The sequence below is a fragment of the Hydrogenophaga sp. T66 genome (genome assembly GCF_057219855.1).
On the sequence record NZ_JBXVVX010000003.1, the window covers coordinates 120,391 to 132,438 of the forward strand.

A 12,048-nucleotide genomic window follows, 5' to 3' on the forward strand; every position below is an offset into this window, starting at 1 on the left:
ACAATGGCCGCCACCGCATCCCTGTCCACCAAGCTCATTCGCATCGGCGCGGCGCTGCTGGTGCTGGCGCTCGCCTCCATTGGCCTCACGCTGTGGGTGACCTGGCAGCTCGAAGGCGGCGCCGCCGCCGTCAACGAGGCTGGGCGCATGCGCATGCAGACCTGGCGCCTGACCAGTGCGGTGCAGGCGCAGCGGCCCGCGCCAGAGGTGCAGAGCCTCGTGCAGCGGTTTGACGACAGCCTGGGTGTGCTGCGCGAAGGCGACCCCACCCGTCCGCTCTTCGTGCCGTGGGACGACGACGTGCGGCGCGAATTCGGCGCCGTCGAGCGCCTGTGGCAAAGCCAGCGCGCGCTCTGGACCGCGCCACGGATGCCCGACGACCCGGTGCTAATCAGCTCGGCCGATGCCTTCGTGATGGCCATCGACCGTCTGGTGCTGGCCATCGAGCACCAGCTGGCCGGCTACACCGCGCTGCTCAACCTGTTCCAGTTCGCCATGATGGCGCTGGCCGTGGCCGGTTCGGTGGTCATGCTCTACACCGGCTACCTGTATGTCATCAACCCGCTGGGGCACCTGCAGCGCGGGCTGGCGCAGGTCGAGGGCGGGGAGTTCGGCACCCGCATCGATGTCGACACGCAGGACGAGTTTGGCCAGGTGGCGGCCAGCTTCAACCGAATGGCGGCCACGCTGCAGTCGCTTTACGAAGGGCTGGAGGCCAAGGTGGCCGCCAAGACCGCACACATCGAGGCACAGCGCGCGCGGCTGGAGGCGCTGTACGAGGTCAGCGCCTTCCAGGCCAGGGCCAACACCATCGAGGAACTCTCCCAGGGCTTTTCGCAGCGGGTGCGTTCGGTCATGAAGGCCGACGCGGTGGCGGTGCGCTGGTCCGACGAGGCCAACCAGCGCTACCTGATGCTGGCCTCCGACTGCTTCCCGCAGGACATGCAGGCCGAGGAGCGCAGCCTGATCGCCGGGGCCTGCGCCTGCGGCAGCCTGCAGCCCGATGCGCGCACCCGCGTCATCCCCATCCACAGCCACGACGCGGCGCCCATGCGCCACTGCGCGCGCGCGGGCTACCAGAACCTGGTGAGCGTGCCGGTGCGGCTGCAGCAGCGGCTGATCGGCGAAATCGACCTGTTCTTCCGCAGCGAGGTGCACCTCAATGCCGACGAAACCGAGCTGCTCGATGCCTTGGCCAGCCACCTGGCCAGCGCGCTCGAAGGCCTGCGCGCGGCCGCGCTGGAGCGCGAGGCCGCGGTGGGCGAGGAACGCGCGCTGCTGGCGCGCGAGCTGCACGACTCCATTGCGCAGTCGCTGGCCTTTCTGAAAATCCAGGCCCAGCTGCTGCGCGGCGCGGTGCAGAAACAGCAGCCTGAGCAGGTGCAGGCCACGCTGGACGAGCTGGACGCGGGGCTGAAAGAGAGCATCAACGACGTGCGCGAGCTGCTGGTGCACTTTCGCACCCGCACCAACACCGACGACATCGAAGCCGCGCTGCAGGAGACGTTGCAGAAGTTCCAGCACCAGACCGGCCTGCCCACGCGGTTGCAGCTTGAAGGCGATGGCCTGCCCCTGCCGGCCGACGTGCAGGTGCAGGTGCTGCACGTGGTGCAGGAAGCGCTGTCGAATGTGCGCAAGCACGCCGGGGCCAGCCACGTCAGCCTGGACGTGCACAAGGGCTCGCAATGGCGCTTCGTGGTGCGCGACAACGGCAGCGGCTTCGACACCGCGCAGCGGCACGGTGAAACTCATGTGGGCACCAAGATCATGCGCGAGCGTGCCGAACGCATCGGCGCCACGGTGCTGATCGAATCCCTGACCGGCCAGGGCACTTCCGTCACGCTCACGCTGCCCACCAACCCGGTGACCACCGTGGGGGTGGGCACGGCGGGCCTGGACTTTACCGACTCTGTCCTGAGCAACCCATGACCCGTTCCATCCAACTGCTGCTGGTCGACGACCACTCCCTGTTCCGCCGCGGCCTCAAGGCCCTCCTGTCGCAGGACGAGCGCTTCCGGGTGGCCGGCGAGGCCGGTGACGTGGGCGAGGCCCTGCGCTGCCTGGCGCAGCAGCGGCCCGACGTGATCCTGCTGGACAACCACTTGCCCGGCGTGCGCGGGGTGGACGCGATTCCCGCACTCAAGGAGGCCGCGCCCGCTGCGCGCGTGCTGATGCTCACCGTCAGCGAGAACGAGAACGACCTGGCCGCCGCGCTGCAGGCCGGGGCCGACGGCTACCTGCTCAAGACGGTGGAGTCCGACCAGCTGGCCGAGACCATCGTCAAGGTGGTGGACGGCGAGTCGGTCATCAGCCCGGAGATGATGACCAAGCTGGTGGCGGTGGTCCGTTCGCGTCCGTCCGCAGCGCCCACAGCCGTGCCAGCCGCTGCCCTTGTCGGCGCTCCGGTGGCGCAAGCCATACCGCGAGAGGCCGCGTGCAGCGCCGACCTGCTGTCACCGCGCGAGCGCGAAATCCTGTTGCTGATCGCGCGCGGCGACAGCAACAAGCTGATCGCACGCGAGCTGGACATCGCCGAAACCACGGTGAAGATCCATGTGCAGCACATCCTGCGCAAGCTGGGCCTGAGTTCGCGCGTGCAGGCGGCGGTGTTCGCCACCAGCCAGGGCCTGGCCTGACGCCCTGGCGCTACCGGGCCTGGCGCCAGCCCACGGCGCACACCACCACCCAGAACCCCAGGCGCAGCGCCAGCGCGCCCACGGTGCGCATCTCGAAGGCGCCGCCGCCGAGCACGTGCACGCCGAAGGCCACCGCCACCAGCGCGGTGCCCAGCACCAGCGCCGTTGCCAGCCACAGCCCCCAGCGCTGGCCGAGCCACAGGCCCAGCCCGGCGGCCACGTAGGCAAAGCCCGCCAGAAAGTTGAACCACAGCACGAAGCCCACGGTGTCGCCCAGCGCCGTGCGAGTGGAAGCGTCGCCGAACAGGCCCTGCCAGCCGCTGAACACGGTCAGCGCGCCGAACACCATGCCCACGGCGGCCAGGATTTTGATGAAGCGGCGGGTCGACATGGGGGCATCTCCTGAAGCGCTGTGATGCACAGCGCCATGCGATCACGGTATGCCCCAACGGGGAGGGTGATGGACTTGATCTGGCGCAATGCCACCTGAGAAACCCGCGCGGGTAGTTCTTTCGGACGATGCCCGAGCGTGGTCGCATCGTTCTTCTGCCGAGGTCTTGCGTGCCATTGGCGGATGTTCAGCCTGGCCCTGAAGTGGAACAGTCATGCCATGTCCTTCGGAGTGACAACATGGCTTCAGAACTGAGAAACGAAAGAAAGGCCTGGTCGGTCCTGATCGTCAGCACGCTGGCGTTCACCGTCTGCTTCATGGTCTGGATGATGTTCGGCGTGATCGGCATCCCGATCAAGAAGATGCTGAACCTGAACTCGACCGAGTTCGGCCTGCTGACCGCAATGCCGGTGCTGACCGGCTCGCTGATCCGGGTGCCCCTGGGCATCTGGACCGACCGCTACGGCGGCCGCATCGTCATGGCCTGTGTGATGGCGATCACCGTGCCGGCGATCTGGCTGATGAGCTACGCCACCGAGTACTGGCACTTCCTGACCATCGGCCTGTTCGTCGGCCTGGCGGGCGGCTCCTTCTCGGTCGGCACGCCTTACGTGGCGCGCTGGTTCCCCAAGAGCCGCCAGGGCATGGCCATGGGTGTGTACGGCGCAGGCAACTCTGGCTCGGCGGTCAACAAGTTCGTGGCGCCGGTCCTGCTGGTGGCCTTTGGCTGGACCATGGTGCCGCAGGTGTACGCGGCCATCATGCTTGGCACCCTGGTGCTGTTCTGGCTGTTCAGCCACAGCGACCCGTCGCACCTGGTGCCCAGCAACGTCAAGTTCACCGACCAGCTCAAGGCGCTGAAGGACCCCAAGGTCATCAAGTACTGCCAGTACTACAGCATCGTGTTCGGTGGCTACGTGGCGCTGGCGCTGTGGATGGTGCAGTACTACGTGGGTGAGTTCGGTCTGGACATCCGCGTAGCCGCGCTGCTGGCCGCCTGTTTCTCGCTGCCCGGCGGCGTGCTGCGCGCCATCGGTGGCGTGCTGTCCGACAAGTACGGCGCCCACAAGGTCACCTGGTGGGTGATGTGGGTGAGCTGGATCTGCCTGTTCCTGCTGAGCTACCCGCAGACCGACTTCACGGTGCAGACCGTCAACGGCCCGACCACTTTCCACATCGGCCTGAACGTCTATGTCTTCACCGGCCTGATGTTCATCCTCGGGGTGGCCTGGGCCTTCGGCAAGGCCAGCGTCTTCAAGTACATCAGCGACGACTACCCCCAGAACATCGGCGCCATCAGCGGCATCGTCGGCCTGGCCGGCGGCATGGGCGGCTTCGTTCTGCCGATCCTGTTCGGCGTGCTGATGGATCTCACCGGCATCCGCTCCAGCGCTTTCATGCTGATGTACGGCGTCGTCTGGGTCTCGCTGATCTGGATGTACTGGACCGAAGTCCGCCAGACCGAGGTCATGGGCGCCAGCGCCAAGCCCTTTTCCCTTCAGAACTGACCGCTCCGGTCAGCACACCCCATGAACACCAACACACACAACGGCGCCGACGTCCAGGACTGGCGCCCCGAAGACGAAACCTTCTGGAACGCAACCGGCAAGAAGATCGCTTACCGCAACCTCTGGATCTCGGTGCCCGCGCTGCTGTGCGGCTTCGCGGTCTGGGGCATGTGGGGGATCATCACCGTGCAGATGCTCAACCTGGGCTTCCCCTTCACCCAGGCCGAGCTGTTCACGCTCACCGCCATCTCCGGCATCTCAGGCGCCACCATGCGCATCCCGGCGTCCTTCCTGGTGCGCCTGGCCGGTGGCCGCAACACCATCTTCCTGACCACCGCCATGCTGCTGGCCCCGGCCATCGGCACCGGCGTCGCGCTGCAGCATCCCGAGTGGCCGCTGTGGGCGTTCCAGCTGCTGGCCCTGTGGTCGGGCGTGGGCGGCGGCAATTTCGCCAGCTCGATGTCCAACATCAGCACCTTCTTCCCCAAGCGCCTGCAGGGCACGGCGCTGGGTCTGAACGCCGGTCTGGGCAACTTCGGCGTGACGACCATGCAGATCGTCATCCCGCTGGTGATGACGCTGCCCCTGCTCGGTGCCTTCGGCGGTGAGCCGATGACGCTGGTGAAGGACAGCGGCTGGATCTTCGGCAAGATCGCCGCCGGCACGCCGACCTGGATCCAGAACGCCGGCTATGCCTGGGTGCTCTCGCTGGTGCCGCTGTCCATCCTGGCCTGGTTCGGCATGAACAACCTCAAGACGGTGTCGCCCGCCACGGGCAATCCCATCGTCGCATTCGCCAAGGTCACCTACCTCTACACCCTGGCCTTCATCCCGGCCATCTTCATGCTCTGGCTGTACCTGCCGGCCCCCACCGGTCTGGGCATCCTGAACATGTGGATCGCGATCCCGCTGGACGTCGTCCTGGCGCTGCTGATGATGAAGCTGGCCGCCTTCGGCCCCATGAAAGAGGGCGTGAGCAAGCAGTTCGCCATTTTTCGCAACAAGCACACCTGGTCGCTGACCGCGCTCTACATCGTCACCTTCGGTTCCTTCATCGGTTTTTCGATGGTGCTGCCGCTGGCCATCACGGTGATCTTCGGCTTCCAGCACATCCCCGACGCCGCCGGCGTGATGACACACACGCTGAAGAACCCCAATGCGCCCTCGGCCCTGACCTACGCCTGGATCGGCCCGTTTGTGGGCGCTGCGGTGCGCCCCATCGGCGGCTGGATCTCCGACAAGGTTGGCGGCTCCATCGTCACCCAGGTCATCTCGGCCGTGATGGTGGCCGCGTCGGTCGCGGTGGGCTACGTGATGATGCAGGCCTACGGCTCGGCCACGCCTGAGCACTACTTCCCCGCCTTCATCGGCCTGTTCATCGTGCTGTTCTTCGCCAGCGGCATCGGCAACGGCTCGACCTTCCGCACCATCGGCGTCATCTTCGACCGCCAGCAGGCCGGCCCCGTGTTGGGCTGGACCTCCGCCGTCGCCGCCTACGGCGCCTTCATCGCACCGGTCGTCATCGGCGCGCAGATCAAGGCGGGCACCCCGCAACTGGCCATGTATGGCTTCGCCATCTTCTATGCCCTGTGCCTGGTGCTGAACTGGTGGTTCTACCTGCGCAAGGGCGCAGAGATCCGCAACCCCTGAACACGCGCATCCACGAAGCCACGCCCCATTCTTCGGAGACCCACGATGAGTCACTTTCTCGACCGCCTCACCCACTTCAGCCTGCCCAAGGAAGCCTTCTCGGGCAACCACGGCCTGACGACCAACGAAGACCGCACCTGGGAAGACAGCTACCGCAACCGCTGGGCGCACGACAAGATCGTGCGCAGCACCCACGGTGTGAACTGCACGGGCTCCTGCTCGTGGAAGATCTACGTCAAGGGCGGCATCGTCACCTGGGAAACCCAGCAGACCGACTACCCGCGCACCCGCTGGGACATGCCCAACCACGAGCCGCGCGGCTGCGCGCGTGGTGCCTCGTACAGCTGGTACCTGTATTCCGCCAACCGGGTGAAGTACCCCATGGTGCGCGGCCGCCTGCTGGAACGCTGGCGCGCCGCCCTCAAGGTCAGCAAGAGCCCGGTCGACGCCTGGGCGCTGATCCAGCAGAACCCCGAAGCCCGCCGCGACTACCAGCAGGTGCGTGGCATGGGCGGCTTTGTGCGCAGCACCTGGGACGAGGTCAACCAACTCATCGCAGCGGCCAACGTCTACACCATCAAGCAGCACGGCGCCGACCGCATCATCGGCTTCTCGCCGATTCCCGCCATGTCCATGGTGAGCTACGCCGCTGGCTCGCGCTACCTGTCGCTGATCGGCGGCGTGTGCATGAGCTTTTACGACTGGTACTGCGACCTGCCCCCGGCCAGCCCACAAATCTGGGGGGAGCAGACCGACGTGCCCGAGTCGGCCGACTGGTACAACAGCTCGTTCATCATCGCCTGGGGCTCCAACGTGCCCCAGACCCGCACGCCCGACGCCCACTTCTTCACCGAGGTGCGCTACAAGGGCACCAAGACGGTGGCGGTGACGCCCGACTACTCCGAGGTCGCCAAGCTGTCCGACATCTGGCTGCACCCCAAGCAGGGCACCGACGCGGCGCTGGCCATGGCCATGGGCCACGTGGCGCTCAAGGAGTTTTACTTCCCCGACGGCGGCAAACCGCGCTCCAGCTATTTCGACGACTACGCCCGCCGCTACACCGACCTGCCGCTGCTGGTGATGCTCAAGGAACACACCCTGCCCGACGGCACGGTGACCAGGGTGCCCGACCGCTACCTGCGCGCCAGCGACTTCAACGGCCACCTGGGCCAAAAGAGTAACCCCGAGTGGAAGACCGTGGCGTTCGACACCGCGGGCAAGGCGGTGCTGCCCAATGGCTCGATCGGCTTCCGCTGGGGCGAACCGGGCCGTGAAGACGAAGGCAAGTGGAACCTGGAAGCGAAGGAAGCGCGCACCAACACCGAGGTGAAGCTCAAGCTCTCGGTGATCGAAGACGGCGAGCAGGAGCACCAGGTGGTGGACGTCGGCTTCCCGTATTTCGGCGGTCGCGACACCCCCAACTTCACCGGCAACACGCAGAACGGCGAGATCAACCACGCCAGGGTGCCGGCCGTCCGGTTGCGCCTGGGCAAGGCTGGCGAAGAACGTTACGCCCTGGTGGCCACCGTGTTCGACCTGCAGGTGGCGCAGTACGGCATCGACCGCGGCCTGGGCAGCGGCGCGAAAGATTTCAACGACGACGCTGCCTACACACCCGCCTGGCAGGAGCGCATCACCGGTGTGCCGCGCGCACAGGTGATCACCGTGGCGCGCCAGTTCGCCGAGAACGCCGACAAGACGCACGGCAAGTCCATGGTGATCATCGGCGCGGCCATGAACCACTGGTACCACGCCGACATGAACTACCGCGGCGTCATCAACCTGCTGATGATGTGCGGCTGCATCGGCCAGAGCGGCGGCGGCTGGGCGCACTACGTGGGCCAGGAAAAGCTGCGCCCGCAGACCGGCTGGGTGCCGCTGGCCTTTGCCACCGACTGGATTCGCCCGCCCAAGCAGATGAACAGCACCAGCTTCTTCTACGCCCACACCGACCAGTGGCGCTACGAGAAGCTGGGCATGGACGAGATCGTTTCACCGACGCTCAGCAGTGCCGACAAAGCCGCCTTCAGCGGCAGCATGATCGACTTCAACGTGCGCGCCGAGCGCATGGGCTGGTTGCCCAGCGCTCCACAGATCAAGACGAACCCGATGCAGGTGGTCAAAGACGCACAGGCCGCCGGCCTGGACGCCAAGGACTATGTCGTCAAGGCGCTCAAGGACGGCACGCTGGAGATGAGCTGCGAAGACCCGGACGCGCCGCAGAACTGGCCGCGCAACATGTTCGTCTGGCGCTCCAACCTGCTGGGTTCCAGCGGCAAGGGCCACGAGTACTTCTGCAAGCACCTGCTGGGCACTGAAAACGGTGTGCAGGGCAAGGACCTGGGCAAGGACGAGGCCAAGCCTTCAGAGGTGAAGTGGCACCGGGACGCGCCGCAAGGCAAGCTGGACCTGCTGGTCACGCTGGACTTCCGCATGAGCACGACCTGCCTGTACTCCGACATCGTGCTGCCCACCGCGAGCTGGTACGAAAAGAACGACCTCAACACCAGCGACATGCACCCCTTCATCCACCCGCTGAGTGCGGCGGTGGACCCGGTGTGGCAGGCGCGTTCGGACTGGGAGATCTACAAGGGCTTTGCCAAGACCTTCAGCGAGGTCTGCGTGGGCCACCTGGGTGTGGAAAAAGAGGTGGTGCTCTCGCCCATCATGCACGACACCCCCGGCGAGATGGCGCAAGCGTTCGAGGTCAAGGAATGGAAGAAGGGCCACTGCGACCTGATCCCCGGCAAGACCGCGCCGCAGATCACCGTGGTCGAGCGCGACTACCCCAACACCTTCAAGCGCTTCACGGCGCTGGGGCCGCTGCTGGACAAGTTGGGCAACGGTGGCAAGGGCATCGGCTGGAAGACCGGCACCGAGGTCGAGCAGCTCGGCCAGCTCAACGGCAAGACGTTGGACGAGGGCGTGTCACAGGGCATGCCGCGCATCGTGACCGACATCGACGCCTGCGAAGTCATCATGCAACTGGCGCCCGAGACCAACGGCCACGTGGCCGTGAAGGCCTGGGAAGCGCTGGGCAAGCAGACCGGGCGTGACCACACCCACCTGGCGCTCTACCGAGAAGACGAAAAGATCCGCTTCCGCGACATCCAGGCGCAGCCGCGCAAGATCATCAGCTCGCCCACCTGGAGCGGTATCGAGAGCGAGACGGTGAGCTACAACGCCGGCTACACCAATGTGCACGAATACATCCCTTGGCGTACCCTCACCGGCCGCCAGCAGTTCTACCAGGACCACCCCTGGATGATCGCTTTCGGGGAAGGCTTTGGCAGCTACCGCCCGCCGGTGGATCTGAAGACCACCAATGGCATCCACAACATCAAGCCCAACGGCCACAAAGAGATCCAGCTGAACTTCATCACGCCGCACCAGAAGTGGGGCATCCACTCCACCTACAGCGACAACCTGATGATGCTCACGCTCAACCGCGGCGGCACCGTGGTGTGGCTCAGCGAAGACGATGCGAAGTCGGCTGGCATTGAAGACAACGACTGGGTCGAGCTGTTCAACATCAACGGCGCCGTGGCGGCCCGGGCGGTGGTGAGCCAGCGCGTGAACAACGGCATGGTGATGATGTACCACTCGCAGGAAAAGATCATCAACACCCCCGGGTCTGAGATCACCGGCGTGCGCGGCGGCATCCACAACTCGGTGACCCGAATCGTGCTCAAGCCCACCCACATGATCGGCGGGTACGCGCAGCTGAGCTACGGCTTCAACTACTACGGAACCATCGGCACCAACCGCGACGAGTTCGTGGTGGTGCGCAAGATGGACAAGGTTGACTGGCTCGACACGCCGGCGGACGACCACCTCGTTCGCGCCTACCAGTCGCAGGGCGAAAACCCCTGACGCGTGAGATCTGCACCATGGCACAACCTCATGCCACCGCCGGCGAAGTCATCGCCGCTGGACCACTGGGAGGCGATTGGTCCAACGGCCATTCGCTCACCTTGGTCAACGAGCGAGATCTCCAGATTTCTCGCCTGGTCCTCCCCGTTGGGCATCTGCTCAAGCCACATCGGGTCCACCAGCAACTGATCATCCAGTGCCGCGAAGGTCAGCTGGTCTTTGAAACCATGGGTCGCCGACTGACCCTGAACCCAGGCGATATGTGTCACCTGCCGCCCGAAGAAATACACGCTGTTCATGCGCTTGCAAACAGCTCCGCGTTGCTGACCTTGATCGGCACGCACGCGAATCCGTCTAGTCATTCTGGAGAAACCCCATGAGAGTGCGCGCACAAATCGGTATGGTGCTCAACCTGGACAAGTGCATCGGCTGTCACACCTGTTCGGTCACCTGCAAACAGGTCTGGACCAGCCGCCCCGGCGTGGAATACGCCTGGTTCAACAACGTCGAGAGCAAGCCCGGCATCGGCTACCCCAAGGACTGGGAAAACCAGGACAAGTGGAACGGTGGCTGGGTTCGCAAAGCCGACGGCTCCCTTCAGCCCAAGCAGGGGGGCAAGTGGTCGCTGCTGATGAAAATCTTCAGCAACCCCAACCTGCCACAAATCGACGACTACTACGAGCCCTTCACCTTCGACTACGACCACCTGCAGTCGGCGCCGGAGATGAAACACGCCCCCACCGCGCGCCCGCGTTCGCTGATCACCGGCAAACGCATGGAGAAGATCGAGTGGGGGCCGAACTGGGAAGAAATCCTCGGTGGCGAGTTCAGCAAACGCAGCAAGGACGCCAACCTGGACGGTTTCGAGCAGACCCAGAAAGACATGATGGGTCAGTTCGAGAATACCTTCATGATGTACCTGCCGCGCCTGTGCGAGCACTGCCTGAACCCGGCCTGCGTGGCCTCGTGTCCCTCGGGCTCGATCTACAAGCGCGAGGAAGACGGCATCGTGCTGATCGACCAGGACAAGTGCCGCGGCTGGCGCATGTGCGTGAGCGGCTGCCCCTACAAGAAGATTTACTACAACTGGAAAAGCGGCAAGGCCGAGAAGTGCATCTTCTGCTACCCGCGCATCGAAGCCGGTCAGCCCACGGTGTGCTCCGAGACCTGCGTTGGCCGCATCCGCTACCTCGGCGTGCTGCTGTACGACGCCGACCGCATCGCCGAAGCCGCCAGTGTGGAAAGGGAGATCGACCTCTACCAGGCCCAGCTCGACATCTTTCTGGACCCGAACGACCCGAAGGTGATCGAGCAGGCGCGCATCGACGGCATCCCCGATGCCTGGATGGCCGCCGCCCGCCAGAGCCCGGTCTACAAGATGGCGGTGGAATGGAAAGTGGCGCTGCCGCTGCACCCCGAATACCGCACCTTGCCCATGGTCTGGTATGTGCCGCCGCTCTCGCCGATCACCGGCGCAGCCCAGTCGGGCGCCCTGGGTCTCAACGGCGAGATTCCGGACGTGTCGCAGCTGCGCATCCCGGTGAAGTACCTGGCCAATCTGCTGACTGCAGGGGATACGGGGCCAGTGGTGCATGCCCTGGAGCGCATGCTCGCCATGCGCGCCTACCAGCGCACCAAGCATGTCGACGGTCTGGTCAACACGGCGGTTCTGGAGCAGGTCGGCCTCAGCGCTGCGCAGGTCGAAGAGATGTACCGGTACATGGCGATCGCGAACTACGAAGACCGCTTTGTGATTCCCTCCACGCACCGCGAGTACGCCGAGAACACCTTCAACGTCAAGGGCGGTTGCGGCTTCAGCTTTGGCAATGGCTGCTCGGAAGGCCAGACCGAAACCAGCCTTTTCGGCAGCGAGAAGAAGCGCACCATCCCCATACACATTGGCTAACCCCCGCCGCGCTGCGCGCGACCCCCTTCAAGGGGGCGGCACTGGCGGCCCGGCAGAGCCGGTTCCGCGGTGCCCTGGCTTGAT

General features: G+C 65.3%; 6 protein-coding genes and 1 pseudogene. 6 read left to right on the plus strand and 1 reads right to left on the minus strand.

Annotation, left to right across the window (positions count from 1 at the left end; all coding sequences use genetic code 11):
* Positions 1 to 3: 3 nt before the first annotated feature.
* Together AC2D80_RS12935 and AC2D80_RS12940 are read left to right on the plus strand one after the other, a co-directional pair.
* The gene (locus AC2D80_RS12935; RefSeq protein ID WP_484633434.1) at positions 4 to 1,929 is read left to right on the plus strand and encodes a type IV pili methyl-accepting chemotaxis transducer N-terminal domain-containing protein; all 1,926 of its coding nucleotides are present in this window, start codon (positions 4 to 6) and stop codon (positions 1,927 to 1,929) included.
* Entirely contained in the window at positions 1,926 to 2,636 is a 711-nt protein-coding gene (locus tag AC2D80_RS12940) for a response regulator (RefSeq protein WP_484633435.1), read from the plus strand. The genes AC2D80_RS12935 and AC2D80_RS12940 overlap by 4 nt, the downstream gene beginning before the upstream one ends.
* Positions 2,637 to 2,646: 10 nt before the next feature.
* On the opposite strand, the gene AC2D80_RS12945 is transcribed toward AC2D80_RS12940, so the two are convergent.
* Positions 2,647 to 3,027 (minus strand): hypothetical protein, encoded by a 381-nt coding sequence (locus AC2D80_RS12945; RefSeq protein ID WP_484633436.1) that lies wholly within the window; start codon positions 3,025 to 3,027, stop codon positions 2,647 to 2,649.
* A 239-nt stretch (positions 3,028 to 3,266) separates the two neighbouring features.
* On the opposite strand from AC2D80_RS12945, the pseudogene AC2D80_RS12950 reads away from it, so the two are divergent.
* The 4 genes and pseudogenes from AC2D80_RS12950 (at position 3,267) to narH (ending at position 11,964) form a co-directional block, all read left to right on the plus strand.
* A pseudogene (locus AC2D80_RS12950) lies at positions 3,267 to 6,185 on the plus strand (nitrate/nitrite transporter).
* 45 nt (positions 6,186 to 6,230) lie between these two features.
* On the plus strand, positions 6,231 to 10,058 hold the full coding sequence (locus AC2D80_RS12955) for a nitrate reductase subunit alpha (RefSeq protein ID WP_484633437.1): 3,828 nt from the start codon (positions 6,231 to 6,233) through the stop codon (positions 10,056 to 10,058).
* Between the two features lie 212 nt (positions 10,059 to 10,270).
* Positions 10,271 to 10,438: a cupin domain-containing protein gene (locus AC2D80_RS12960; RefSeq protein WP_484633586.1), complete on the plus strand. Its 168-nt coding sequence runs from the start codon at positions 10,271 to 10,273 to the stop codon at positions 10,436 to 10,438.
* Positions 10,435 to 11,964, plus strand: coding sequence for a nitrate reductase subunit beta (narH, locus tag AC2D80_RS12965; protein ID WP_484633438.1), 1,530 nt, complete (start codon positions 10,435 to 10,437; stop codon positions 11,962 to 11,964). The genes AC2D80_RS12960 and narH overlap by 4 nt, the downstream gene beginning before the upstream one ends.
* Positions 11,965 to 12,048: the final 84 nt, after the last annotated feature.

What these genes read in the sequence shown, in the direction of transcription:
- AC2D80_RS12935 (WP_484633434.1), top strand. Translation starts at nt 4, where the DNA reads ATGGCCGCCACCGCATCCCTGTCCACCAAGCTCATTCGCATCGGCGCG.
- AC2D80_RS12940 (WP_484633435.1), top strand. Translation starts at nt 1,926, where the DNA reads ATGACCCGTTCCATCCAACTGCTGCTGGTCGACGACCACTCCCTGTTC.
- AC2D80_RS12945 (WP_484633436.1), bottom strand. Translation starts at nt 3,027, where the DNA reads ATGTCGACCCGCCGCTTCATCAAAATCCTGGCCGCCGTGGGCATGGTG.
- AC2D80_RS12955 (WP_484633437.1), top strand. Translation starts at nt 6,231, where the DNA reads ATGAGTCACTTTCTCGACCGCCTCACCCACTTCAGCCTGCCCAAGGAA.
- narH (WP_484633438.1), top strand. Translation starts at nt 10,435, where the DNA reads ATGAGAGTGCGCGCACAAATCGGTATGGTGCTCAACCTGGACAAGTGC.